The sequence below is a fragment of the Cryobacterium glucosi genome (assembly GCF_004402235.1).
GTDB classification, from domain to species: domain Bacteria; phylum Actinomycetota; class Actinomycetes; order Actinomycetales; family Microbacteriaceae; genus Cryobacterium; species Cryobacterium glucosi.
In genome coordinates, this window is record NZ_SOFS01000038.1 from 65,573 (window position 1) to 91,950 (window position 26,378).

At 68.8% G+C, this 26,378-nt stretch carries 20 protein-coding genes; 3 read left to right on the forward strand and 17 right to left on the reverse strand.

What is annotated here, in order from left to right:
- Positions 1-23: 23 nt before the first annotated feature.
- From E3O46_RS15525 to rsmI, 17 genes are all read right to left on the reverse strand, one after another.
- Positions 24-1,118, reverse strand: coding sequence for a hypothetical protein (locus E3O46_RS15525; protein ID WP_134448229.1), 1,095 nt, complete (start codon positions 1,116-1,118; stop codon positions 24-26).
- A 112-nt stretch (positions 1,119-1,230) separates the two neighbouring features.
- Positions 1,231-3,912 (reverse strand): hypothetical protein, encoded by a 2,682-nt coding sequence (locus E3O46_RS15530; RefSeq protein WP_134448227.1) that lies wholly within the window; start codon positions 3,910-3,912, stop codon positions 1,231-1,233.
- Positions 3,909-5,600 carry a phosphate ABC transporter substrate-binding protein PstS gene (gene pstS, locus E3O46_RS15535; protein WP_241975206.1) on the reverse strand — a complete coding sequence of 564 codons (1,692 nt, stop codon included), beginning with the start codon at positions 5,598-5,600 and terminating at the stop codon, positions 3,909-3,911. Before pstS ends, E3O46_RS15530 begins: the two co-directional genes overlap by 4 nt.
- Complete coding sequence (gene pstA, locus E3O46_RS15540) at positions 5,597-6,991, reverse strand: phosphate ABC transporter permease PstA (RefSeq protein WP_241975205.1); 1,395 nt, start codon at positions 6,989-6,991, stop codon at positions 5,597-5,599. Before pstA ends, pstS begins: the two co-directional genes overlap by 4 nt.
- Positions 6,991-8,061, reverse strand: coding sequence for a phosphate ABC transporter permease subunit PstC (gene pstC / locus E3O46_RS15545; RefSeq protein ID WP_134448225.1), 1,071 nt, complete (start codon positions 8,059-8,061; stop codon positions 6,991-6,993). The genes pstA and pstC overlap by 1 nt, the downstream gene beginning before the upstream one ends.
- Before the next feature lie 157 nt (positions 8,062-8,218).
- Complete coding sequence (locus E3O46_RS15550; protein WP_134562023.1) at positions 8,219-10,264, reverse strand: protein kinase domain-containing protein; 2,046 nt, start codon at positions 10,262-10,264, stop codon at positions 8,219-8,221.
- A gap of 6 nt (positions 10,265-10,270) precedes the next feature.
- On the reverse strand, positions 10,271-11,122 hold the full coding sequence (locus E3O46_RS15555; RefSeq protein WP_134448221.1) for a lytic transglycosylase domain-containing protein: 852 nt from the start codon (positions 11,120-11,122) through the stop codon (positions 10,271-10,273).
- Positions 11,119-11,736: a hypothetical protein gene (locus E3O46_RS15560; RefSeq protein ID WP_134448219.1), complete on the reverse strand. Its 618-nt coding sequence runs from the start codon at positions 11,734-11,736 to the stop codon at positions 11,119-11,121. Before E3O46_RS15560 ends, E3O46_RS15555 begins: the two co-directional genes overlap by 4 nt.
- A gap of 172 nt (positions 11,737-11,908) precedes the next feature.
- Positions 11,909-12,568, reverse strand: coding sequence for a methionine ABC transporter permease (locus tag E3O46_RS15565; RefSeq protein WP_134448217.1), 660 nt, complete (start codon positions 12,566-12,568; stop codon positions 11,909-11,911).
- Complete coding sequence (locus E3O46_RS15570) at positions 12,568-13,635, reverse strand: methionine ABC transporter ATP-binding protein (RefSeq protein ID WP_134558184.1); 1,068 nt, start codon at positions 13,633-13,635, stop codon at positions 12,568-12,570. The genes E3O46_RS15565 and E3O46_RS15570 overlap by 1 nt, the downstream gene beginning before the upstream one ends.
- An 82-nt stretch (positions 13,636-13,717) precedes the next feature.
- The gene (locus E3O46_RS15575) at positions 13,718-14,602 is read right to left on the reverse strand and encodes a MetQ/NlpA family ABC transporter substrate-binding protein (RefSeq protein ID WP_134448331.1); all 885 of its coding nucleotides are present in this window, start codon (positions 14,600-14,602) and stop codon (positions 13,718-13,720) included.
- 219 nt (positions 14,603-14,821) lie between these two features.
- Positions 14,822-16,627: an ABC-F family ATP-binding cassette domain-containing protein gene (locus E3O46_RS15580; protein WP_134448213.1), complete on the reverse strand. Its 1,806-nt coding sequence runs from the start codon at positions 16,625-16,627 to the stop codon at positions 14,822-14,824.
- A 67-nt stretch (positions 16,628-16,694) separates the two neighbouring features.
- Complete coding sequence (locus E3O46_RS15585) at positions 16,695-17,630, reverse strand: 4-(cytidine 5'-diphospho)-2-C-methyl-D-erythritol kinase (RefSeq protein ID WP_134448211.1); 936 nt, start codon at positions 17,628-17,630, stop codon at positions 16,695-16,697.
- Positions 17,631-17,673: 43 nt separating this feature from the next.
- Positions 17,674-18,480 (reverse strand): 16S rRNA (adenine(1518)-N(6)/adenine(1519)-N(6))-dimethyltransferase RsmA, encoded by an 807-nt coding sequence (gene rsmA / locus E3O46_RS15590; protein WP_241975210.1) that lies wholly within the window; start codon positions 18,478-18,480, stop codon positions 17,674-17,676.
- A gap of 125 nt (positions 18,481-18,605) precedes the next feature.
- Positions 18,606-19,538 carry a TatD family hydrolase gene (locus E3O46_RS15595; RefSeq protein WP_134558182.1) on the reverse strand — a complete coding sequence of 311 codons (933 nt, stop codon included), beginning with the start codon at positions 19,536-19,538 and terminating at the stop codon, positions 18,606-18,608.
- A complete protein-coding gene (gene metG, locus E3O46_RS15600) occupies positions 19,531-21,093 on the reverse strand; it encodes a methionine--tRNA ligase (protein WP_134558181.1) in 1,563 nt (520 codons plus the stop codon). Before metG ends, E3O46_RS15595 begins: the two co-directional genes overlap by 8 nt.
- Positions 21,094-21,155: 62 nt before the next feature.
- Positions 21,156-22,019, reverse strand: coding sequence for a 16S rRNA (cytidine(1402)-2'-O)-methyltransferase (gene rsmI / locus E3O46_RS15605; protein WP_134562025.1), 864 nt, complete (start codon positions 22,017-22,019; stop codon positions 21,156-21,158).
- 51 nt (positions 22,020-22,070) lie between these two features.
- On the opposite strand from rsmI, the gene E3O46_RS15610 reads away from it, so the two are divergent.
- The 3 genes from E3O46_RS15610 (at position 22,071) to E3O46_RS15620 (ending at position 26,106) form a co-directional block, all read left to right on the forward strand.
- Positions 22,071-23,618 carry a dolichyl-phosphate-mannose--protein mannosyltransferase gene (locus E3O46_RS15610; protein WP_241975204.1) on the forward strand — a complete coding sequence of 516 codons (1,548 nt, stop codon included), beginning with the start codon at positions 22,071-22,073 and terminating at the stop codon, positions 23,616-23,618.
- 223 nt (positions 23,619-23,841) lie between these two features.
- Positions 23,842-24,942, forward strand: coding sequence for a fatty acid desaturase family protein (locus E3O46_RS15615; RefSeq protein WP_134562026.1), 1,101 nt, complete (start codon positions 23,842-23,844; stop codon positions 24,940-24,942).
- Between the two features lie 123 nt (positions 24,943-25,065).
- On the forward strand, positions 25,066-26,106 hold the full coding sequence (locus E3O46_RS15620) for a YeiH family protein (RefSeq protein ID WP_134562027.1): 1,041 nt from the start codon (positions 25,066-25,068) through the stop codon (positions 26,104-26,106).
- The last annotated feature ends 272 nt before the right edge of the window (positions 26,107-26,378 follow it).

Genomic DNA, 26,378 nt, shown 5'->3' on the forward strand with positions numbered 1-26,378 from the left:
ACCTTTTCTAGAAGTAGGTCGGGCTACTTGGAGATGCGGACAGCGGTGGTGGTGGAGGGTGCCAGGATGCCGAACTTCTTCTTCAGCGAACCGGCCTTGGAGGCGAGGGAGGTCTGCGAGTTGGTCAGGCTGGTGCTCTTGGTCGGGTCAAGCAGGCCGGCCAGTGTGGCGTCGTAGGAGGCGTTGGTCGGGTCGACGCGGGCGTACTGCACGACCAGGTAGGTGTCGCGACCCCAGACGGAGTCAGCATAGTAAGTGGCGTTCGGGACCATCGAGGTGCCGGTGCCGGTGACGGGGGTGGTGCCGGCAACGAGCGAGCCGAGAACCGTGGTGTCCTTCTTCTTGGGGTAGCTGGCACCGGTGTTCATGGCGACCCAACGAGAGACCGACATCGGCATGATCTGGTTGATGCCGAGGTTGGACGCGTCGTGCTCCTGGCCGGTCTGGACACAGGAACCGAGAGTGGCGTCGGTGACGCCGATCTTGGACATGAAGTCCTTGCGGGTGCCGGAACCGGCCTGCGGGATGATCGGGGTGACCGTGACGCCGCCGAGGGTGGTGACGCTGCAGGTGTAGAGGCTCGTCATGGTCGCGGTGTCGATCGTGTCGATGCCGGTCGCGGTAGAGCCATTGTCGTAGGCGTAGGCGATGGCGTCACGGCCGAAGGGAACCTGGATCAGGCTTCCGGCGGCGTCGACGGTGCCGGAGCCCGAGGAACGCGCGATGTCAACCTGACCGCTGATCACGACAGCGGCAGGCGCGCCGACCGTACCAGACGTGTATGCCGCGCCATCGATGGAGCGGAGGAGCGCCGTGCGACCGTCACCCGACCCGTTCGGGCGTCCAAAGCGCACGCCTGAGGATTTCGTGGTGATGTAGGCCGTGCCGGTCGCGTCGAACGATCCGATGGTCGCGCCACCTGCGGTCGTCGAGCGAACCGAAGATCCGGAGAGCGAGGATCCGTTGGCCAGGGCGCTGACCACGTCTTCCAGGGTGTCCGAGCCGACGGCGACGTAGCTGTTGGAAACGGGCTCGGCGTTGGCCGGCGTCGCGATGGCGAAACCGGTGAGGGCGACGCCGACGGTCGCGCAGAGCGCAATTGCCTTCTTCGAAATCACTGTGATGATGCCTTTCGGGTGTACTGCATGAGACGAACCCGGGCGGGAACGTCTTTCCTGATGTCTGGTCCCAAGCCGAAACCCGGAATCTGGACGTCAAGCTGTGCGCGCATCAGGATCGTCTCCGGACACGCGAAATCAGGGGGACTCCACCGGCTGCGAGCAGCCCGGAGAGGAATCCGACAGGGATGGCTGCCGGAATGGGGCCGATGACCGGATCGGAAGGCGTCGGCTTGCCGACGAGGGGTCCGGCCGACGCGCCGGTAGCCGCAGGGTCGGTCGCGGTCGCGGTCCCGGCGACGGCGGCGGCGACGGCCGCGACCGCTGCCGTTCCACTGCCTGCGTTCGGGTTGACGTAGGCCGCCGCAGGGGCGGCGGCAGTGGCCGCGACGGTCGGTGAGGGAGTGGGTGTCGGAGTCGCCGAGACGATCGGGCTGATGCCCTTTTCGATGGCTGTCGCGGCTGCGAGGGCCTGGGCGACCCAGCTGGCCGGAATCGACGCGTACCCCTCGGGGAGCTGGCCGATCGCACTGCCGGGAACCTGACCGGCGGCAACGGCGTAGCGGATCATGTTGGCGTAAATGGCGCGGGCGGAGGCATCCGTCTGCAGTGGGTTGAGCGCCGCGTAGACCGGCATGGTCATCGGGTAGGCCGACGCCGCCGCCCTGGCGCTCGCGCTCGTGGGGTTGTATTCGAGCACGGCCGCGTTCTCGGTGGTCGGGGTCATCGCCGCGGCCGCGGCCAGCAGGGATGCGGAGTTCGCGGCAACGAAAGTGCCCGCCGAGTTTCGCAGTGACGCCGTCACCGTCTGGTACCGGGCTGCTGCCGCCGTTGTCGTGAGTCCGAGCACCCGCTGGGTGCCGACGAGGTTGCGAACGCTCTTGCCCCATTTCGGCGGAACCGTGTTCGGGCTCCAGTCGCCGAGCTCCTGGCCGTCACCGCGCAGGGTGAGGTAGGCGCCGTTCTCGAAGTCGCTCGCGTACGGGCGCCAGGTGACGAGGTTGACTTCGGTCTGGCCGTCGGCCGTGGCCACCCGTGCGATTGGGTCAGCCTTGGGGAAGTTGGTGCGGGGCACGGTCATTTTTGTGCCGGAGGAGTTGACGGCGTCCTTTGTTGCGTACCAGGGGTTGACCTTCATGCCCCACTTGTCGGCTTCGCCGTTGAGGAAAGCCACGGCATCCGGATCTGAGAGCACGTAGCGCCACAGCTGTAGGGCCTCGTCGGAGCGCCCCGAGGGCAGGAGCATGTCGCCGAGGGACGGACCCGTCAGGTCCTGGTACTGCCATTCCGCGTCGTTCACGGCGAGGAAGTCGGGGTCAACGGTCAGGTTCCTCGCGTTGTGGTTTACCTTCTCGGGGTTATCGACGAAGAACGCGAGCGATTTGGAGGTAGCGGGGGCCCCCGTCGGCAAGGAGTCCAGATATGAGTTCGTCAACAGCTTCGCGATCAGGCGCGGGGTGAGGTTCATCGAGGTGAAGGACTCGGTGTTCTTGTCCTTGTATTCCTGAGGCACGGCGCCGACGGGTTTCACCCTCCGGTCGATCGAGAAGGACACGGCGAGTCCGGAGAGTGCGATCGGCGCGTACTGCACGGGATCCGCCTTCGTCGTCTGTAGGGCACGCGATGTCAGGGCGAGAGGACTCGGGGTCTTCTGGCTTGCGGAGAGGAGAGAGTCTTCCTCGTTGCCGGTGCTGAGCACGAAGGAGGATCCGGTCGAGCCGGTGCAGAGGTTGGGCTGCCAGGACGCGACGGCCGCCGAGGCGAGTTCGCTTCCGGAGAGTTGCTTCTCGGCCGAGCCGATGGAGCAGCGCAGACCGATCGGCTTGAAGTCGAGCTTGACGGCCACACTGTGCTGCCAGGCGTCCCAGAACAGGCCGGACTTGGTGATGTACGACTCGCCGACGTCGTTGGTGCCGCGCGGGATGACGACGAGCCAGCAGGACTTGCCCGTGACCGTGCCGTCCGTGGCCGTGACCGGCATACCGCAGCCGAGGCCGGGAGACTGCATCGCGGTCTGGACCTCGAACTTGACGGAGCCGGCGCCAGTGTCACTCGACCCCACCCACGGCACCTCGTTGGTCGTGTACTGCGTGTAGAACTCGTTCGTGGCGAGGTCGACGCCCACGATCGGGGAGGGCAGGGTCACGCCAGTGGCAGCCGGCGTGCCGTTCGCGGTCTGAACAAGCCCTGTCAGGGGATCGAGGATGTAATGGGTGAGGACGCCGGCGCCATTCTTGAAGACGGACGAGATCGTTCCGCCCGTCGAGGCACGGTACGGGATCGCCGTGACCGCCGGGATCGTGAAGCCGTTCGAGGGCGATGTGTATTGGGTGTCCTTGGCGTTGACGAATTCGTCAGAAACCGAGGTGTCGCGCGTGGACGCGGCCTTGCCGGGAAAACCGCCGTACTGGCAGGTGGTGCGGTCGGGATGCCCGGGGTTCAGCGGGTCCTCACCCCAGCACTGCGCGATCTGCAGGAAGTTCTGGCCGCCCGAGCTGGCGTCAGGCCGGACCGACTTCGCGCCCGAGCCGGTCCAGTTGACGACGATTCCCTGCGAGACGAGGTCCTTCGTCTGAGAGACTGTCACCTTGAGGTCGGGGAACGGTGCCGTCGAGATGTCGAGGTCATAGCCCTTGGCGGCCACCGTGACGGCGCTCGAGGTGTCCGCGGATGCTGCGGGCGGGGTAATGGAGGCCAGCATGGACACTCCGATGCCGACGACAACGCCCACGACGATGCCGCTTGCGCCGGCGCGGGTCCACATCGAGTCCGTGGACAGGATCAGGCGCTTCACTTGGTGCCCGCCTTCGGACCGCGTGGCTTGAGCCGGCGCCAGAGCACCGGGGGCAGCACGGCAGAGCCGATGAGCAACACGCCGGCGAACAGCATGATCGACTGCTGCGCACCCCAGCCGTTGTCGGCGAGGGTGAAGGGCGACGCCACCGCGGACCCGGCCACTCCGGTCGAGGCCGTGCCACCGGTGCCGCCTGAGACGAGAGCACCGTTCTCGTCGTAGACCGCGGCCGCGGCATCGCCCGTGCCCGCTGCCCCGGCGTTTGCCGTCGTCGCCGCCGCTCCGGCCCCTGCTCCTGCGGCGGCCGCTGCCGCCGCGGCCGTGTCGGCCGTGGCTGCGGAGCCGCCGGTACCGGTTCCGGTCGTCGCCGTGTCATCGGGCGCCCCTCCTGTTCCGGTGACACACTGGCTCGTGCCGACCTTGTCACAGTCGGCGGGCTTGAGTGCGTTGGTCGCGAGCAGGTTGCTCGATGGGGAGTCGCCGGCCTTGAAGGTCGGGTTGTTGCAGTTGTTGATGTCGACGCCCGAGACATCCGCTCCCGGCACTCGTTTGATCTGGTCGAACCCGGCGAGCACAAGGTTCATCGGGAGCGGCGAGTAGCCCAGGGCCGCCGCTTGCTGCTGGCCCTCGCAGAGCATGTAGTTCGCGAACGCGCCGAGGGTGAGGCCCTTCTTCGCGGTGAAGACACCGCCGACCTCGGTCGGCACGATCATGTAGGAGTAGCTCGACAGCGGGTACGTGCGCGGGTCGGGGTTGTTGTAGACGCCGTCGAGGATCTGGGTGAGGTAGTCGGGGCTCGAGACCGGGACATCCGTCTTGATCTTTGCCTGCAGCAGGGCAACGGCGACGGAGTTCGCGGTCGGCTCGACGTAGTATCCGGCGGTGTTCAGGACCTTGGCGACCGGGAAGCCGGCCTTGAGCGCGTAGGAATACTCGACGTACGTGATGGCGCCTTCGCCATAGTCCTGGGCGACATACCCGGCGACGCCCGCCGAACCGCTCTGGGCCTTCGCGTTGCCGTAGGTCGGGTACTGCGAGGTGAGGCCGCAGGAGGCCGGTTTGCCGACCTTGACGCAGAAAGCGCCCCAGAGGGAGTTGTACTGCTTGGACATCCAGAGGCTGAACTGGGCGGTCGAGCCCGAGCCGTCCGACCGCACGACAGGGACGATGCCCTTGTCCGGCATCTTCAGTCCGGGGTTGTCCGTCTGGATCGCCGGGTCGTTCCACTTGGTGATGACGCCGGTGAAGATCTTGGTGACGACCTCGCCACTCAGGCGCAGGTTGGAGACGCGGGCACCGTTGATCTTGAGGTTGTACATGAACGAGGTGCCACCGGCGACGATCGGCATGTACGCGTAGCCGCGACTCGGAACCTCGGGCGCTGAACCGTCTTCGGGAGCGGTCTGGAACGGGATCTCGCTGACGGCGAAGTCGACGTTTCCGGCCACGAAGTCCCGGCGGCCCGCGGAGGAGCCGACACCGGAATAGTTGACGGTCATGCCGTAGTTCGAGGCCACGTTCTTGCGCCACTGGTCGAGGGCGTTCTGGGACCAGGTCGAGCCGGTTCCGGTGATGGGGTCGTAGGAAACGGCCTGGGCAGACAGCGTTCCGGACAGACCGAGAATCACCACGACGGCGAGGGCGAAGAGGGCGCGGATCGCACGGATCCAACGGGGCTGCGGCGTCACGAGGACGGCTCCTTTGTGCTGAGGTCGATCGTCGGCGCTGGGCTGCTGGGGTGGTTCGGTGGTGCCGTCGGCGGCGGCCAGGCCCCCGAGGTGTTCGCCTCGAGGAGGATGCGGCGGTCGGCGGCAACGGTGATCCGCTTGAGGTCGCGCCCGGAGGCCGCGACGACCCGCTGCTGCTGGGCGCGGGACAGGTCGCCCGGCCCCTTGCCGCCGATGAGGCGGGCGATCGCGAACAGGGTGAGCACGAGGAGGATCAGCACGGCCGCCGCCCCGAAGCCACGGGCGATCATGTTCGGTTCCGGCGACTTGACGAAGTCGAAGACCTGCAGCGGCAACGAGATCATCGGTCCCTCGAAGGGGTTGAGGTTGACGACGGCGGTGACGCCGGACGTGAGCAGCACGGGGCTGGTCTCGCCGATTCCGCGGGCGGTGCCGAGGATGACGGCGGTCGCGAGCCCGGGGCGGGCGGTCGGCAGCACGACATGCCAGACCGTGCGCCAGCGCGTGGACCCGAGCGCGTACGCGGCTTCGCGAAGGTTTCCCGCGACGAGACGGAGGACGATGTCGGAGGCGCGGATCACGATCGGGAGCATCATCACCGTGATGGCCATCGAGGCGGCGAACCCGCTGCGCTGGTGGGTGATCAGCACGATGATCGCGGAGTAGACGAAGAGGCCGGCGACGATCGAGGGCAGCGCCGTCATCGCGTCCGAGATGGTGCGCACGAAGCGGGCGAACTTTCCGCCGACCTCGTTGAGGAACAGGGCCGTGAGGATGCCGAGCGGAACGGTGACAATGAGCGCCATCGTGATCTGCATCAGGGTACCGAGGATGGCGTGGAAGATTCCGCCGAGTTCGAGGCCGTCGAGCGGGCCGGCGAGCTCCATGCTGTCGGTGAAGAAGTTGAGGTGCGGGAGGGCTTCCTGGCCGCGCACGAGGGTGTACGCGACGACGAAGACGAGGGCGCCGAAGAGCAGCACGCCGGCGCTCGAAAGGACAACCGACATGACCCGGTCCTTGACCTCCTGCCAGTCGCTCTTCAGGCTGACGAGCAGGGCGTAGAAGCCGATGAAGGCGATGAACGCGACGATCACGAAGCCGACATAGCCGGAGAGCGGTCCGAACCAGCCGAACAGCAGCACGGCGACGGCCACGCCGGCCGCTGCAGCACCGAGGATGTTGAACTGGTCGTCGACCCTGGCGGCGCGCATCCGGCGGCGCGGGCCGATCTCGATGCCGACCGAGGAGGGGATGTTCGTGGTGTGCCGGACTGCTGCGGCCTGGAGTTCGAGCTCGGCCTCGAGCTCGACGGCCGTCTCGGTCATCACGAGGGTCGAGGGGCCGGCGGATGCCGCGGGATCCGTCGCCTGGGTGCTGTGTGCGCTGGTCATCAGTCGCTCTCCGCCCCGGAGCGGGACCGCGCCACGATCGACGAGGCCGTGAAGTTGATCACGAGAGTGATCAGGAAGAGCACGAGGCCGGCGGCCATCAGTGCGGAGAGGCCGAAGGAGCTCGACTCGCCGTAGCGGAGCGCGATGAGCGCGGACACCGAGTTCGTGCCGGTCTTGAGCACCTCCCAGTTGATCGTGAAGATCGGGGAGATGATCATGTAGACGGCGATGGTCTCGCCGAGGGCCCGGCCGAGGCCGAGCATGGTGCCGCCGATGATGCCGCCGCGGCCGAACGGGAGCACCACGGACGTGATCATGCCCCACCGGGTGGAGCCGAGAGCGAAGGCCGCCTCGCGTTCACCGATCGGCGCCTGGGAGAAGGCTTCGCGCATCACCGAGGTCTGGGTGGGCACGACCATGAGGCCCACCACGATTCCGGCGATGAAGGCCGAGGAGGTGAAGGCGCTTGCCTCGGTGAGGGCCTGGCCCGTCGCATCCGTCACGCTGAAGAACGGGATCCAGCCGAAGTAGGTGGAGATCCAGGTGGCGACCGGGATGACGTTCGCCTGGAGGAAGAACACGCCCCAGAGGCCGAACACCACGCTGGGAACGGCGGCCATCAGGTCGACGAGGGTGACGAGCGTGGACTTGAGCCGCCCCTGGGCGACCTCGGAGATGAGGAGCGCCGTGCCGAGGGCGAGGGGCACCGCGACGCACATTGCGATGACGGCGATCGTGATGGTGCCGAAGAGAACGGATGCGATGCCGAACTTCTTCGTTTCCGGCGACCAGTCCTGCTCGAAGAGGAAGTTGAACCCAGCGACCCCGAGGGCGTCGCCGGCGCGCAGCGAGAGGAAGACACCGACCGCGAGCATGATCAGCACGGTGATCGTGCCCGCGCTAAACGCGACCGAGCGGAACACCGAGTCGGAGATCGACGGGCGGGAGACCAGGGAGCGCCGCGGCCGGGAGTCGGGGTTCGACGGGTCGAAAACGGCCGGGTCTGTCCCGAAGGCGTCGCCCAGGGGCGAGTCGCCCAGGGGCGGCGAGACGAGGCTCGAAATCGGCATGGCTGTCCTTGGAAAAGACTCGGGAGGGGGTGAACGCACGGGTGGGGGTAACGCGTCCGAAACATATGTTCGGGGCGGTTGGTGAACGATTGGCGTCGATTTCTCAACCGAGATGTGGACGCCGCGTGGAGAGTTGTGGCGGTCGATTCGGGAGCCGTCAGCCCGTGGGCGCCTGCGTCGGAGCGGGGGTCTGTGTCGGGCCCGGCGGGGGCGTCGACGTGGCTGTGGGGGCGGCAGACGGCTCGGGCGCCGTGGCCAGGGTGAGGGTGATGGAGGTGCCGAGACGCAGGGTCTTCTGACCGGACGGGGCGACCGCGATCACGGTTCCCGGCGTCGCGGCGGCGTCGGGCCTCGAGTCGGTGAGGACCAGGAATCCCGCGTTTTCGAGGGCGGCGATCGCCTCCGCCTTGCTGAGACCGACGGTGTCCGGCACCGTGTTCGAGCCGGACGCCACGGTGAGGTCGACCGGGTCTCCGGGGTCCAGGAAGGTACCGGCCGCCGGGCTGACGCCGAGCACCGTGTCGAGGGGGCGCCCCGAGTCCTGGAGGGTGAGCGCGCCGAGGCGGAGCCCGAGGGCGGCGAGCGCGGCCCGTGCCCCGTCGAGGGTCATCACGGAGACCTCCGGCACCCGGATGGTCTTCGGCGCCGCCGTGGCGTGGGCGGTGATCATCGGCTCGGGGGTGGCGCTCGCGGGCGCGGGCGTGCTGCTCGTGACGGCCACCGACGTCGGCGCCGCGCCGCCGGCAGCGAGGACCCAGGCGAATGCTCCCCCGATCACGAGGATCATCGAGACGGCCCAGAGCCCGCCGCCGCGACGGCGGCTGCGGCCGCTCCGCACCCAGGCCGGGTTGTCCGGCGGGACGACGACCGCGGCGGATGCCGTTCCCGCGCGTGCGTTTCCGGTCGCGTGCACGATCGTGGCCGGGGCGGGATGGGCGGTCGGGATCGGGTGCGGAACAGGCACAGGATCCGGGACCGGTACCGGTACCGGTACCGGTACCGGTACCGCACCGAGCACCATCGTGCGCTCAGCGAGCTCCGCGAGGTCGCCCGGCCGGAACAGTCCCGTGGTGTCGTCCGCGGGCAAGACGCGACCGCCGCCGGGCAGGGCCCCCTCTGGCGGGGCCGCGGCGCGACCCGGCACTCCCCCGGCCCCGATGCGGTCCAGGGCCGCGTCGACGGCCGCGCCCATCGCCGCGGCGGAGGGGAACCGGGCGTCCGGGTCTTTGAGGAGCGCCTTGACGACGAGCCGGTCGACACTCCGCGGGATGCCGGAGTGCTGCACCGACGGCACCGGCGGCGGAGACTGCACGTGGGCGCGCATCACCGCGGCGACGGAATCCCGGACGAACGGCGCCCGTGCGGTGAGCGCGAAGTACAACACCCCGCCGAGTTGGTACACGTCGCCGCGTTCGTCGACGGCGTCGCCCCGCGCCTGCTCCGGCGACATGTAGTTCACGCTCCCGAGCACGCTCTGCACGACCGGGATTTCCTGCGTTGTCGCATCGGGTGCGCTGCGGAGGACGTCGGTGCCGAGGGCGGGGCGACCGGCGGCATCCGCGAGGCCGAAGTCGAGCAGGCGCACTCCGTCGATACCGACGTTACCGGCCGGGTCCGGGTCGACCATGATGTTGGCCGGGGAGACGTCGCGGTGGACCAGGCCGATGTCGTGCGCGGCCTCGAGGGCGCGCAGCACCGCGGACGCGACGGTGAGCGCCTGCCCGACGGGCAGCGCCCCGCGATGCTCGACGTATTCGGCGAGGCTGATCCCCGGCGCGCGGTCGAGCGCGATCCAGGCCTGCGGCTCCTCGGCGTTCGCACCGGTGCCTGTGCCGGTGCGGGGCTCGGTCCCGGCGCCGATCCCCGGGCCGTGACCGGTGTGGTGCACGCCGACGCCGAGCACCGCGACGATGTTCGGGTGCCGCAACACGGCCGCGGCCCTGGCCTCCGCAAAGAACGCTTCCCTGGCCCGGTCGGAGCGGGACAGGTGCGGGTGCAGGATCTTGAGGGCGATCTCTCTGACTGCGCCCTCCCCTGCCTGCGTGTCCACGGCGGAGAAGACGGATGCCGACCCGCCCGTCCCCAGGAGTTCACCGAGCCGGTAGCGGCCCGAGATCAGCCCCTCGCCAGCGCCGACCGTGCGCCGGCCTGCCGGTGCACCGGAGGCAGCCGTCGTCTCGGCGGGATCGATCGTGCCTGTCACAGAGGGCTACTTCGCCCGGGCGGCGTAGGTGTTCGCGTAACCGGCGACGGCGGTGACATAGGAGTCGACGTGGTTGTACGCGAAGACGGCCGCGCGCCAGCGGTCGGGCAGCGCGAGGTCGCCGTAGTTGCACAGGTAGCGCCCGGCTGCGAGGGCGGCGTCGTCGATCTGCTGCGGGTCGTCGACACCGTCCCGGTTGCCGTCGGCGCCCCAGCGCTGCCAGGTCGCGGGGATGAACTGCAGCGGGCCGACCGCACGGTCCCACGCCGCACTGCCGTCCCAGGCGCCGCCGTCGGTGTCGCTCATCGCTGCGAAATCAGAGCCGTCGAGGGCCGGACCGAAGATGCCGGGCCGGGCGGTACCGTCGGTACCGAGCACCGAGCCCGCGTGGGTGCCGTGCCCGGACTCGATGTTGCCGAGGCCGGCGAGGGTGCTCCAGCCGAGTCGGCAACCGGGCTGTTCGGCGGCGAGGGCGAGCGAGGCACCCGCATAGCCGAGCATGGCCCGCCGCGGGATGCCGGTGGCCGCGGCCACGCGGGCAGCCCAGTCCGCGTCCACGAGCGCAGCGTTCCCGGTGAGCAGCGCGGTTTCCCCTGTCGACGCGAGGGACGAGCCGGCGGCGGACTGGTCGGCCGCCGGAGCGGGAGTCGCCGGCGTCACGGTCACGGTCGCTGCGGCATCCGCTGCCGTGGGAACGGAGGGAACAGCGTCGGCGGCCACGGCCGCCACGCTCGCCCGGATGCCTTCCGGTGCGGTGAAGCCGGGTACGAGCCAGCCGAAGACGACCCAGCAGAGCAGCCCGGCGGTCGCTGCGGCACCGATCCAGCCGCGCAGGCCGCGGAGCCGTGTGCCGCTCACCACGCCTGGGCCCGTTCGGCCTCGCTGAGCACCCGGCTGCCCCGGCGGCCGGCCTCGGTCGCGTGGCGGGCGTCTTCGGCGACGAGCGCGACGCGGAAGGCTTCGATCGTGCCGGCGGCGGCTTCCCGGCTCGCGGAGGCGGCGCCGTACCAGCGTCCCGCTGTCATCACGATGCGTTCGCCGATGGTGACCACCCAGCCATGGGTGCCTGCCGACGGCCCGGTGACGACGGTCGCGACCATCGCGTCGCACTGGTCCTTGAGTTCGAGGACATGAGCCCGCGCGCCGGCGAACGAGCCGTAGACCGAGGAGCTGCGGCCGAGCTCGCGGCTGTTCGAGGCGAGCAGCCGCCAGATGCCGGAGTGGCCGGAGTCGGCGACGGTGGCGAGGCCACGGGAGCGATCCCGGCCCTCGGCCACCCGGTCGGTCGTTCCGGTGCGGGCGAGTTCTCCCGTGCGAGCGAGTTCGCCGGCGCGTGCGAGTCCGCTGACGCGGGCGACGTCGCCGCCGCGGGCACCGGACTGAACGCTCTCCCGGAAGGCGACCCAGCCCTGCAGGCGCGGGTCCGCGTTGGAACGGAAGGCCGAGAAGACCACACTTGGGCGGGGCGACACAGCGACTCCAACGGCCTGAACCAAACAGCGACGGGTGCAGTCGAGACTGTGTGCCGGCTCGGGTGGGCCAGCCCCGGCAATACTGTGCTGGCCTCAGGTGTCCGGCCCGGGAGTGTCACCTTGCCGGGGGGTGAACGGAAGCTGTCCGGCCCGGCAACAGTTTCGAGAACGCCTAGCGGCGGAACGCCTTTCGCGCCAGCGTGTTCCCGAGGTACTGCACCAACTGGACGAGCACGATGATCAGCAGCACGGCAGCCCAGGTCACGATCGGGTTGAACTGGCGGTACCCGTAGAGCAGGGCGAAGTTACCGAGGCCGCCGCCACCGACGTACCCGGCGACCGCCGACATGTCGACGAGCGCGACGAAGATGAACGTGTAGCCGAGGATCAGCGGACCGAGCGCCTCGGGCAGGAGCACGGTGAAGATGATCCGGGCCGTTCCGGCGCCCACGCTGCGGGCGGCCTCGATCACGCCGGGCGTCACGGTGAGCAGGTTCTGCTCGACGATACGGCCCATCGCGAAGGATGCCGCGAGCGAGATCGTGAAGATGATCGCGTTATTGCCGATTCCGGTTCCGACCACGAGCCGGGCGAGCGGCTGCGCGGCGGCGAGGAAGATGATGAACGGGATGGGCCGCACGAAGTTGACCAGCAGGTTCAGCACCACGAACACGGGTTTGTTGGCGAGCAGGCTGCCGCCGCGGGTCAGGTACAGGCCGAGGCCGACGATCAGGCCGCCGAGGCCCCCGAAGAACAGGGTGAGGCCGACGATGTAGAGCGTCTCCCCTGCGGCCTTCCAGAGCTGGGGCAGCAGTTCGATGAGGGATTCCATCAGCGCACCTCCGTGACGGTCGTGAGTGTTCTGATCCGATCGAGGACCGCATCGATGCGGTCGTCCGCGCTGCCGGCAGACGCTGTGCGGGCATCCGCCGCCGTGGCGTCGCTGAGCGCGAGGGTGAGATGCCCGAAGGAGCGGCCCTGCACTTCGTTGATGCCGCCGAAGACGACCTCGAATGCGACGCCGGCGCGAGCCAGTTCGCCGAAGACACGGGCCTGGTCGACCGTGTTGTCGCGGAAGGCGAGGGACACGATCCGCCCGGGGTGGCGTCTGCGCAGCACGGCGAGCTCGTCGGCGCTCGGGATGCCCTTGACGACGGTTGAGACGAACCGGGCGGATGCCGGCTGCTGCGGGTTCGAGAACACATCGAACACGTCACCGCGTTCGATGACCCGGCCCTGGTCCATCACCGCGACCTTGCTCGCGATCGTCTGAATCACGTCCATCTCGTGCGTGATCACGATGATCGTCACACCGAATTCCCGGTTGACCCGGGTCAGCAGGTCGAGCACTTCGTGGGTCGTCTCGGGGTCGAGGGCGCTCGTGGCCTCGTCGGCGAGGAGGATGGCGGGCTGGCTCGCGAGGGCGCGGGCGATGCCGACGCGCTGCTTCTGGCCGCCGGAGAGCTGGTCGGGGTACGCGCGGGCCTTGTCGGCGAGGCCGACGAAGTCGAGCATCTCGGCGACCCGCTTGGCGCGTTCGGCCTTGGGCCGGTGCGCCACCTCGAGCGGATAGGACACGTTGGCCGCGACGCTGCGCGAGCCGAGCAGGTTGAACTGCTGGAAGATCATGCCGATGCCGAGACGCACGCTGCGCAGTTCGCGCTCTGCCAGGCCGGCGATGTCCCGTCCGTTGATCAGGATCTCTCCGGACGTTGACCGTTCGAGCGCGTTCACGAGGCGCACGAGGGTGCTCTTGCCGGCTCCCGAGTAGCCGATGATCCCGTAGACGTCGCCGGCCTCGACGGCCAGGCTGACGTCGTCGATCGCGACGACGTCGCTGCCGCCCTTTTCGTGGGGTGGGTAGATCTTGCTGACACCGCGCAATTCGACGATCGGCATTCAACTCTCCTGGAATTCTCTGGTTTCACACCGGATGCCCGCCTCGCGAGTGCGAAGCGGGCATCCGGGCAACCGGGGGCGACTACTTCTTGTTGGCCTTGGTGTCCGCGACGACCGTGGCGAGCGAGGAGACCAGGTCGGCGACCGGGGTCTTCACGAGAACACCGGAGCCGCCGGAGACGGCGAGCACGCCGTCCTGCACGGCCTGGGTGTCCTGATAGATCTGGACGAGCTTCTGGTAGGTCGCGTTGTCCTTGTCCGCGGCGCGGGCGACGAACACGTTGACGTAGGGGATGGCGGTCGGGTCGGCCGGGTCATCCTTGGCGAGGGCGTCGGTGAACTTCAGTCCGGCCTTCTCGACGAAGTCGTTGTTGATGATCGCGCCGGCGACGTCAGGAAGCGAAGTCGCGGTGAGGGAGGCCTCGAGCGCGGTGACGGTGACCTTGGAGGCCGACGTGTCGATGTCGTCGAGGGTCGAGAAGATCGAGCCGCCGTCCTTCAGCGTGATGAGCTTGGCCGACTGCAGCACGAGGAGCGCGCGGGCCAGGTTGCTCGCGTCGTTCGGCACCGCGATGGTGTCGCCCTTCTGGATCTCGCTGACCTTCTTGTACTTCGTCGAGTACAGGCCGAGCGGGTAGATCGCCGTCGAACCGATCGGGGTGAGGTCCGCGTTGCTCGCCGTGTTGTACTGCGCGAGGTAGACGAGGTGCTGGAACTGGTTGAGGTCGATCTCACCGGCGGTCAGCGCGGGGTTCGGCTGGTCGTATGCGGAGAAGTCGACGATCTCGACCTTGATTCCCGCATCGGCGGCGGCCTTCGTGTAGACGGCCCAGTACGGGTCGCTCGCGCCGACGACGCCGATCTTGACAGTCTTGTCGCTGCCGGCATCCGCCGTGCCGCCGGCGCACCCGGCGAGCAGGGCGAGGAGCGGGACGGTCGCGAGAGCCGCGAGCAAGCGCTTGGACAGAGTTGACTTTTTCACGTGGTGAATCCCCTTGGGTGTGCTGCGGGTGAGAGCCGCGAGTGCTGTCTCGTGGACGAGCCCCGGCAATCGACGGCACAGCAAAGCCACGGCACGAAGGGGTGGGAGTCTGTGCCGCTGCATCGCGAGGCACACCTTCAGGTTAACAAAGGATGCTGCGCCGCGCACGCCGCTGCGTAACACGCGGTCACAGCATCCGCGGTTTTAACCCTCGATCAGCGTCGAAAGTTCGAGCCAGCGAGTTTCGAAGCTCGAGATGGAGGATTCGAGACCCTGCAGCTCGGTGCCGAGCTCGCCGAGGCCTGCGTAGTCGTTCTGGTCGTGGCTGACCATGTTCTGGTTCAACACCACGATCCGGGACTTCTGCTTGGCGACCTTGCGCTCGATGGAGGCGAGCTCCTTCTGCGCGTTGCGGAGCTCTGCGCCGCCGATGGCCAGGTTCCTGGCCGGCTTGCCGCCGGAGGTGTTCGAGGCGTTCGCCTCTGCGGGCTTGTCGGAGTCGTTGATCTGCTGCTTGCGCATCTCGAGGTACTGGTCGACGCCGCCGGGCAGGTGGCGGAAGCCGCCCTCGGTGACCGCGTACTGGTTGTCGGTGACGCGTTCGATCAGGTACCGGTCGTGCGAGACGACGAGCAGGGTGCCGGGGAAGGAGTCGAGCAGGTCCTCCATGGCCGCGAGCATGTCGGTGTCCAGGTCGTTGGTGGGCTCGTCGAGGATGAGCACGTTCGGCTCGTCGAGCACGATCAGCAGCAGCTGCAGGCGGCGCTTCTGGCCACCGGAGAGGTCCTTGACCTGGGTGACGAGCTGGGCGCTCATGAAGCCCATCCGCTCGAGCATCTGGCCGGGGGTGATCTCCTTGCCTCCGGCGATGTAGCTCGTCTTCTGGCGGCCGATGACCTCGCTGACCCGGTCGTTCTGGATGCCCTCGAGCTCGAAGAGCTGCTGGGTGAGCACGGCGACCTTGATGGTTTTGCCGCGCTTGACGTGGCCGCTCGTCGGCTGGAGGGTACCGGCGACGAGGTTCAGCAGCGTGGACTTGCCCGCGCCGTTGACGCCCATGATGCCGGTGCGTTCCCCTGGGGCGATCCGCCAGGTGATGTCCTTCAGCACGTGCTTGTCCTCGAAGTCCACCGAGACGTCGATGAGGTCGACGACGTCCTTGCCGAGGCGCTGCATCGCCATCGACTGCATCGTGACGGTGTCGCGGGGCGGCGGCTCGTTCTCGATGAGCTCGTTGGCCGCGTCGATGCGGAACTTGGGCTTGGCGGTGCGGGCGGGGGCGCCGCGGCGGAGCCAGGCGAGCTCCTTCTTCATCAGGTTCTGGCGCTTCGACTCTGTCGCGGCGCTCATCCGGTCGCGCTCGACGCGCTGCAGGATGTACGCGGCGTAGCCGCCCTCGAAGGGTTCGATCAGACGGTCGTGCACCTCCCAGGTCTGGTTGCAGACCTCGTCGAGGAACCACCGGTCGTGGGTCACGACCACGAGGCCGCCGGAGTTCGTCGCCCAGCGGTTGCGCAGGTGCCCGGCGAGCCAGGTGATGCCCTCGACGTCGAGGTGGTTGGTGGGCTCATCGAGGAAGATCACGTCGTGGTCGCCGATCAGCACGGCGGCGAGGGCGACCCGGCGGCGCTGGCCACCGGAAAGGTCGTCGACGAGTGCGTCCCAGGGGATGTCGCGCACGAGTCCGCCGATGACGTCGCGGACTTTGGCGTCCCCGGCCCAGAGGTGCTCGTCCATGGTGCCGACGACGGTGTGGCCGACGGTCTGGCCTGAGGCGAGGGCGTCGGACTGGTCGAGCACGCCGATCGTGACGCCGCGGCGGCGGGTGACGCGGCCGGAGTCGGGTTCGATGCGTCCGGCGAGGAGGCTCAGCAGGGTGGACTTGCCGTCACCGTTGCGCCCCACGACTCCGATGCGGTCGCCCTCGTTGAGTCCGACGGTGACGGAGTCGAAGATGACGCGGGTGGGGTATTCAAGGTGCAGGGACTCGGCCCCGAGCAAATGTGCCATAGCTTACAACTTTACCGTGCGCGGCTGGGAGCCCGGCGCGCAGGTCGGGGCAGGCGGATGCCGCGGCTCAGTCGTGGACGAGACGGGCGCCGTGGACCGGGCCCGTCGCCCGCACCACGTGCAGGCGGGAGGCGCTCAGCGCGACCTGGAGCTCGAGCGCGCTGTCGGCATCCGCCACGAGGAACGCGACCGTTGGACCGGACCCGGAGACGATGCCGGCGAGGGCGCCGTTCTCCTCGCCGAGCTCGATGACCTTGCCGAGGCCGGGGGCGAGGTGCAGCGCCGGGGCCTGGAGGTCGTTGTGCAGGGACTCGGCGAGCATCCGGGCGTCGCCGGCGCGCAGGGCCTGGAGCACGTTGGCGTCGACCGTCGGCTGCGCCTGCGCCGGGAAGATGTCCTGGGCATGGCGCTCACGGTGGCGGTCGAGTTCCTGGTACACGCCGGGGGTGGACATGCCGAAGTCGGCCAGGGCGAGCACCCAGTGGAACTGGCCCTTGGCGAGCGCGGGGCTCAACTGGTCGCCGCGGCCGGTGCCGACGGCGGTGCCGCCCGTGAACGCGAAGGGGACGTCGGCGCCGAGAGTCGCGGCGATGGCGAGCAGTTCCTCGCGGGTCGCCTCGGTGCCCCAGAGGGCGTCGCACGCGAGCAGGGTTGCGGCGGCGTCGGCCGATCCGCCGCCCATTCCCCCGGCGATCGGCACGTTCTTCTCAAGTTTGAGATGAACGCCGCCGCGGTAGCCGGACCGGCGGGCAAGGGCGCGAGCGGCCCGGATCGCGAGGTTGCTGCCGTCGGTCGCAAGGCCGGAGGTGTCGATCGAGCCGGTGAATTCGCAGGAGAAGTCGTCGGCGGGATAGGCGCGCACGTCTTCGCTGAGCGACACGGCCTGGTAGGCGGTCGCGACTTCGTGGTAGCCGTCTTCGAGCACGGCACCGACCTTCAGGAAGACGTTGATCTTGCCCGGCGCCCGCGCGTGCACAACGTGAGATGTGGCCGCGTTGGTCATGGTTCTAACCTAGCTCAGCCGCACAGCCCCCTCGTGCGCGGGGTCAGGACGGGTCGGCGGCGGTCCAGGACCTGGCGATGGCGAGGAAGGCGTCGACGGTGAGCTGTTCGCCGCGCTCGGTGGGGTCGATGCCCGCGGCTTCGAGGATCGCGGTCGCCGTTGCCGAGTCGCCGAGCACGGTCGAGAGCGACTGGCGGAGCATCTTGCGGCGCTGCTGGAAGGCGCCGTCGACGAGCGCGAACGTCGCGAGGCGCAGGTCCTCGCTCTCGAGCGGGCTCTCGCGGCGCTGGAACGCGATCAGGATCGAGTCGACGTTCGGCACCGGCCAGAACACCTGGCGGCTGACCTTGCCCGCGGTGCGGAAGGCCCCGTACCAGGCGGCCTTGACGCTCGGGCTGCCGTAGACCTTCGAGCCGGGGGGCGCGGCGAGCCGTTCGCCGACCTCGGCCTGCACCATCACGACGCCGGCGCGGATCGACGGGAAGTGCTCGAGCATGTGCAGCAGCACCGGCACCGAGACGTTGTACGGCAGGTTGGCGACGAGCCGGGTCGGCTCCCCCGGCAGGTCGGTGATCTTGAGCGCGTCGGCGCGGAGCACGACGAGCGGCGCGTCCGGGTGCATCAGCTCGACGGTGAGCGGGAGCTGCTCGGCGAGGCGGTCGTCGATCTCGACGGCGACGACGCGCGCACCGGTCTCGAGCAGGCCGAGGGTGAGCGAGCCGAGGCCGGGTCCGACCTCGACGACGGTGTCCTCTGGGGTGATCGCGGCGACCTTGACGATGCGGCGGACGGTGTTGCCGTCGATCACGAAGTTCTGGCCGAGCTTCTTGGTCGGGTTCACGCCGAGCATCTCGGCGAGGTCGCGGATCTCGGCGGGGCCGAGCAGTGAGCGCGGTGTGGGCGCGGCGGATGCCGCGGGCTCGACGGGCAGGGCGGCATCCGTGGCCGGGGTCACCGGAGTGTTCTCGGCGTCGCTCACCGGAGTCCCCCGAGGCTGACGGTCGGCGCGGACGGCGCCGGCACGACGGGTTCGGCATCCCAGCGCCCGTAGACGCGTTCGGTGGTGGTGGAGATCTGGGCGGCCAGCATGGCGACATCCGTTTCGAGGTGGTTGGCCATCGCGCGCAGGGTGTGCGGCAGCAGGTACGGCGCGTTCGGTCGGCCGCGGAAGGGCATGGGGGTGAGGAAGGGGGCATCCGTCTCGACGAGCAGCAGCTCGCGGGGAGCAGCGGCGAGGGCCGCGCGGAGCATGCCGGCGTTCTTGAACGTGACGTTGCCGGCGAAGGAGAGGTACCAGCCGTGTTCTGCACAGATCGCGGCCATCTCGGCGTCCCCGGAGAAGCAGTGGAAGACCGTGCGCTCGGGGGCGCCGACCCGCAGCAGGGTCGCGATGACCTCGGCGTGCGCGTTGCGGTCGTGGATCTGCAGGGCGAGGCCGTTCTGCTTCGCGATCTCGATGTGCGCCTCGAAGCTGCGGTACTGGGCGGCGAGCCCCTCCGGCCCGGTGCGGAAGAAGTCGAGCCCGGTCTCGCCGATCGCGACGACCCGCGGGCGCCCGGCGAGTTCGCTGATCTCGGCGAGGGCGTCGTCGAGCGTGCCGGCCTGTTCGTAGTCCGGTGCCTCGTTCGGGTGGATCGCGACCGCCGCGAGCATGCGTGGCTCGCTCGCGGCGGCCTCGGCCGACCAGCGGGAGGTCTCCCGGTCGCCGCCGACCTGGATCACGCCCTGCACGCCCACGCTCACGGCCCGGTCGAGCTGTTCGGCGAGGCTGAGCGGATGCTCGCCGTCGCTGATCTCGAGATGGGTGTGGTTGTCGTACACCGGCACGGGGAGCGACTCCGGCGGGGCCGGGTAGCTCAGGTCGCGGCCGGCGGTCTGCTCACGCTGGCGGACGGGTTCGTTAGCCAACCGTCGCCTCGATGCGCGGGAAGAGCGCCTCGAGCGGGGAGACGTGGGTGCCTCCGGTCCACTCCCACGCGCGGTCGATGCGCTGGTCGGTGACGAGGCCCTCTCCGCCGAGGGCGGACCAGAGCTTGGCGCACGCCTCGGGGACGACCGGGGAGAGCAGCACGGCGAGGGTGCCGAGGCCGCGCACGGCGGTGAACAGCACGGCGTCGAGCCGGTCGCGGTCGGCGGGGTCCTTGGCGAGGCCCCACGGTTCCTGGCTCGTGATGTAGCCGTTGAGCTCGTCGACGAGTTCCCAGACGGATGCGATCGCCTCGTGGATCGCGAGGCGGGAGATGGCCTCGCCCGCGGCATCCGTCACCCGGATCTCGGTGGCCCGGATGGCCGCGTCCGCCTCGGTGAAGGCCGTCGTGACCGGGATCTCGCCATCGCAGTAGCGCACGACCATGGCGATGACGCGGGAGGCGAGGTTACCGAAGCCGTTGGCGAGCTCGGACTGGTACCGGGCGGAGAGGTCCTCCCAGGAGAACGAGCCGTCCTGTCCGAAGCTGATGGCGCGCATGAAGTAGTAGCGGAACGCGTCGGAGCCGAAGGTGTCGGTGATCTGGCTCGGGGCGATGCCGGTGAGCTTGGACTTGCTCATCTTCTCGCCGCCGACGAGCAACCAGCCGTGGCCGAAGACCCGGCGCGGCACCGGGAGCCCGGCGGCCATCAGCATGGCGGGCCAGATCACGGCGTGGAACCGGAGGATGTCCTTGCCGACGATGTGCGTGGCCGGCCAGAGCCTGCTGAACCGCTCGTCGTCCTGCCCGTAACCGGCGGCGGTGATGTAGTTGAGCAGCGCGTCGAACCAGACGTAGACGACGTGGCTGTCGTCCCACGGCACCTTGATGCCCCAGTCGAAGCTCGAGCGCGAGATCGACAGGTCGGAAAGGCCCTGCTTCACGAAGGAGATGACCTCGTTGCGGGCGCTCTCGGGCTGGACGAAGTCGGGGTCTTCCTCGTAGAGGGCGAGCAGGCGCTCGGCGAAGGTGCTCATCCGGAAGAAGTAGTTCTTCTCGTGGAGCAGCTCGACCGGGAGGGAGTGGATGGCGCAGACCTGCTGGCCGATGAACTCGCCGGTGCCCTCGATCAGGTCGCTCGGCTGCTTGTATTCCTCGCAGCCGACGCAGTAGAAGCCCTCGTACTCGCCCGTGTAGATATGGCCGGCGTCGTAGAGGTGCTGCAGGAACTTCTGCGCGTTGACCTCGTGGCGTTCGTCGGTCGTGCGGATGAAGTCGTCGTTGCGAATGTCGACGGTCTTGAGCAGCGGCTTCCACGCGGTCTCGACGAGGCGGTCGGCCCATTCCTTCGGGGTGACGCCGTTCGCGGTCGCGGTCCGCAGGATCTTCTGGCCGTGCTCGTCGGTACCGGTGAGCAGCCAGGCGTCCTCGCCGGCCTGCCGGTGCCAGCGCGCGAGGAGGTCTGCGGCCACTTCCGTGTACGCGTGACCGATGTGGGGCACATCATTCACATAGAAAATGGGCGTGGTGATGTAAAAGGATGCTCCGGCGGACATGCCCCCAGTCTATTGGGAGCAACGGATGCCCCGGGCCGGGTTACGTCCCGCCTCGGTTCGGGTCAGAACGGCAGGGGCGGATGCTGCGGCGCGGCTGGTGCACGCGCCCCCGGCTTCTGCGCGAGGGCGGCCTCGTAGAGGTCGCGCTTGCCGAGACCGGACACCGCGGACACGTCTGCTGCGGCCTCCTTGAGCCGGGCGCCGGCCGCGACCTGGGCGAGCACCTCCGCGACCCCGGTCGCGAGGTCGAGCACGCGCTTCTCGGCCCCGGCGACGACGATCGCGATCTCGCCCTTGACGCCCGCTGCCGCCCACTCGGCCAGTTCGGCGGCGGTGCCGCGCTTGACCTCCTCGAAGAACTTGGTGAGCTCGCGGCAGACCACGACGCGGCGGTCGGCGCCGAGCACCTCGGCGAGGTCGATGAGGGAGGCGGCGAGGCGGTTCGGCGACTCGAAGAAGACCATGGTGCGGCGTTCGTCGGCCACCTCGCGGAGGGCAGACATCCGGTCGCCGTGCTTGCGGGGCAGGAAGCCCTCGAAGGTGAACCGGTCGGTCGGCAGCCCGGAGACGGCGAGGGCGGTGAGCACTGCGGACGGGCCGGGCAGCACGGTGACCGTGACGCCGGCGGCGACGGCGGCGTCGACGAGGTGGAAGCCGGGGTCGGAGACGGTCGGCATGCCGGCGTCGCTCAGCACGAGCAGGTCGGTGTCCCGGGCCAGCTCGACGAGCTCAACCGCCTTCACCCGTTCGTTGTGGTCGTGCAGGCTGATCAGCTGCGGACGGTTCTCGATCGCGAGGGCCTTGAGCAGATGCACGGTGACGCGGGTGTCCTCCGCCGCGATGACCGTGGCGGTCGTGAGCGCCTCGACCAGCCGGCGCGAGACGTCGCCGAGGTTTCCAATCGGGGTGGCAGCGAGGATGATCATTCCCCCAGTCTCGCAGTCCGCGCATAACCACCGCTCACTACGATGGTCAGCGTGCTCCTCATACGCCGCTGGTTCCCGTGGGCCGGCCCCCTGTTCGTGGTCGTCGTGGCCGCCGTTCTCCGCCTCTGGAACCTCGGCTCCCCGCACGCGCTCGTCTTCGACGAGACCTTCTACGTCAAGGATGCCTGGAGCCTCTTCAACAACGGCTACGAGTCCACCTGGCCGGACAAGGCCGACGAGATCTTCGCAAACGGCAATGCGAATATCTTCACCGACGTCGGATCGTTCGTCGTGCATCCGCCGCTCGGGAAGTGGCTGATCTCACTCGGGATGGCCGCATTCGGGCCGGGAAACAGCTGGGGCTGGCGCATCGTGACGGCCCTGATCGGCATTCTCGCGGTCGTGCTGCTGATGCTCATCATCAGGAAGCTGTTCGGCTCGACCCTGCTCGCGGTCATCGGCGGGTTCCTGTTCGCGATCGACGGCAACGCGATCGTGATGAGCCGGGTGGCGTTGCTCGACAACTACGTGATGTTCTTCGCGCTTCTCGGGTTCGGGGCGATCCTGCTCGACCGGGAGTGGCACGCGACCCGCCTTGCCGCCTGGATGGCGAAACGGGCGGAGACGGGCGAGTGGCCCGGCTGGGGGCCCGCGATGTGGTTCCGGCCGTGGCTCCTCGCCGCGGGCCTCGCCTTCGGGTTGACCATGAGCGTCAAGTGGTCCGGCCTGTACTTCCTCGCCGCTTTTGGCGTCTACGTCGTGGTCGTGGACGCCCTCGCCCGCCAGCGGGCCGGCATCCCGTTCTGGGCGAGCGGTGCCATCCTCAAGCAGGGTCCGATCAGCTTCCTGCTGATGGTGCCGATCGCGGTCGTGACCTTCCTCAGCTCGTGGACGGGCTGGTTCGTCACCACGGGCGGCTTCTACCGCACCTGGGCAGACTCACCCGAGACGGCCTGGACCGGGGCATTCGCCTGGGTGCCGCATGTCGTCCAGAGTTTCTGGCACTACCAGGTCGCCGCATACACCTATCACGTCGGCCTCGTCACGCCGCACCCGTACCAGTCGAACCCGCTGACCTGGCTGTTCATGGTGCGCCCGACGAGCATGTATTACCAGTCGTCTGCGGCCGGTGAGGGCACCTGCAGCTTCTCGACCTGCTCAGAGGCGATCACCGAGATCGCCAACCCGCTGATCTGGTGGGCCGGGACCGCCGCCGTGCTCTACCTCGTCTATCGCCTCGCCCGGTACCGGGAATGGCGGGTGGGCCTGATTCTGATGGGCATGGTCGCCGGGTACCTGCCCTGGCTGATGTACACCGGCCGAACGGTCTTCCAGTTCTACTCGATCGCCTTCGAGCCGTACCTGATCCTCGCCCTCACGTTCGTGATCGGTCTCGTGCTCGGACTCGCGCCGGGCACCGGCGGGGTCGGGGCGGACGCCGTGACGCGCGAACCGGACCGGACCGTCGGCATCCGTGTGCTGATCGGCTACCTCGTGGCTGCGGTGCTGGTCAGCGCCTTCTTCTACCCGCTCTGGACGGGAATGCAGATCCCGTTCTCGTTCTGGCAGATGCATATTTGGCTGCCGAGCTGGCGATAGCCGCGCCCGGATCCCCGGAATTCCGGGCGAAGGAGACCCTGCGGTTTCGTGCCGTTTCGGCGATTTGAGGACTCTTCATATGCCGTTTGGGCCATATAGCGACTGGGAAACCGTTGTGAATCCGACCCACGGACCGGGGGTGCGCCCGTAGGATACTTCTATCTGCACCACGAGTGATTGCTCCAGAACCGACTGAGAAGTCCAGATCCAAACCAAAGGCCTCATGTCGGAAGCATCCGTCGCACCCACGGTGCGCATCGTCAAGACCCGTCGGGGTGGCGACTCGAAGAATCCCACCACCGAGTACTCCTCGCTGCTGCACACTGTCCGCAACCTGGGCCTCCTGAAGCGCGCGACCGGGTTCTACTGGTTCGTCTTCGGCATGCTCATCCTCGCAACTGCGGGTCTCGGCACCGGTTTCGTGCTCCTCGGCGACAGCTGGTACCAGCTGATCATCGCCGGCGTGCTCGGCATCATCCTCACCCAGTTCGCGTTCCTCGCCCACGAGGCCTCGCACCGGCAGGTGTTCGAGTCCGGACCCGCCAACGACAAGGCCGGCCGTATCCTCGCGAACCTGTTCGTCGGCATCAGCTACGCCTGGTGGATGAACAAGCACAGCCGCCACCACGCCAACCCGAACGTGATCGGCAAAGACCCCGACATCGACCCCGACTTCATCGTCTTCCGCGAGGAGGACGCCGCGAAGGTGTCCTGGCTCGGCTCGTTCGTCACGCGCAAGCAGGGCTACCTGTTCTTCCCGCTCCTGATGGCCGAGGGCTTCAACCTTCACGTCCAGGGCTTCCGCACGGTCTTCGGCCGCGGCAAGGTCGACAAGCGCTGGCTCGAGATCACCATGCTCACGACCCGTATCGTGCTCTACGTCGCCGTGATCTTCTACTTCCTGCCGCTCGGCATGGCCTTCGCCTTCATCGGCGTGCAGCTCGCCGTCTTCGGGGTCTACATGGGCGCATCCTTCGCCCCGAACCACAAGGGGATGCCGCAGCTCCCCCACGACAGCAAGGTCGACTTCCTGCGCCGCCAGGTCCTGACCTCGCGCAACATCCGCGGCGGCACCTTCATGGATACCTTCATGGGCGGCCTGAACTACCAGGTCGAGCACCACCTGTTCCCGAACATGGCCCGCCCGCACCTGCGGAAGGCGCAGGAGATCACCAAGGAATACTGCCAGTCGCACAACATCCTGTACACGGAGACGGGCCTGTTCCAGTCGTACGGGATCGTCATCGAGTACCTGAACACGGTCGGCCTCGCCGCCCGCGATCCGTTCGACTGCCCCATGGTCGCGCGCTTCCACCACCGCTGACGGCTTTCCGCCGAGCGCGGGTGTTCTGCCGTTGCGCGGGTGGTGCACCACCAGCGGAGCGGCGCAACGCCAGCGCTCGGCGTGAGGGACCGGCGCCGGTGACGCGGGAGTAGGCTCGAATCCATGTGGCTGCCGGGCGTGCTCGTCGCGGTCGCCGCCGCACTCCTTGCCGGGCTCGTGCACGCCCTCGTCCCCGGGATCCCGCTTCTCACGGCCGCCGTGGTGTTCGGAATCGTCGCCGGCCAGCTGCCGGTTGCGCGCCGGCAACTCACCGGAGTGCTCGCGCCGGGCCTCTCGGTCGCCTCCAAACGCATCATGCGCCTCGGAATCGTGCTGCTCGGCCTCAAGCTCAGCCTCGTCGACATCCTCGGCCTCGGCTGGGTGACCATCGCGACGACCGTCGCGATCGTCGTTCTCACGTTCTTCGGCACACTGTGGTTCGGCCGCAGGATCGGCCTCCCGGGGCACCAGCCCCTCCTGATCGCGACCGGGTTCTCGGTCTGCGGCGCGTCCGCGATCGGCGCCATGAGTGCCGTGGTGCACGCGGACGACGACGACACCGCAACACCGATCGCCCTCGTCACCCTCTGCGGAACCCTCGCGATCGCGGTCCTGCCCGCCCTGTGGCATCCGCTCGGCCTCGACGCCCTGCAGTACGGCCAGTGGGTCGGCGCGAGCGTGCACGATGTCGGCCAGGTCGTCGCCACCGCCCAGGTCGCCGGGCCGGCCGCCCTCGCCGTGGCGATCGTCGTCAAGCTCACCCGGGTGCTCATGCTCGCGCCTATCGTCGCCGGGGTGTCCCTGCAGGAGCGCCGCAGAGACGGCAGCGCGGCAGCCTCGACCTCGGATGCGGTGCCCCTGCGGACCGGCACCCTCGCTGCGGTGTCCCCGGATGCCTCGACGCGGCATCCCCCGATCGTCCCGCTTTTCGTCGTGGGCTTTCTGGCTGCCGTGATGCTCCGCACCCTTGTGCCGTTGCCCGAGGGCGTGCTCCTCGTCGCTGACACCCTGCAGACCTATTTCCTCGCGACCGCTCTCTTCGGCCTCGGCGCGGCGGTGCAGCTCGGGGTGCTCGTGCGCACCGGCGGTCGCGCACTCACCGTCGGCCTCGGTTCCTGGGCGCTCATCGCCGCCCTCGCCTACGGCGCCGTCGTCCTCGCCTGACCGGTCGCCTGCCGCGGGTCGACCGCCGCGGTTCGCGCAGGTCGGGTCGCGCCGCAGCGATACCACGTGTCGCACGCTTCGGGTCCCGCGAGAGTACACTTTTGGCCCTTAAACCGCGAGTTTGAGGGCCAAAAGTGTACTCTCGCGGGTGCTGCGAGCGCGGGTGCTGCGAGCGCGGGTGCTGCGAGCGCGGGTGCCGCGAGCGCGGGTGCCGCGCGGGCTGGTCGGGCAGGGGCGCGCGTGGCGCCGCGCGGATCAGCCGCGGGCGAGCC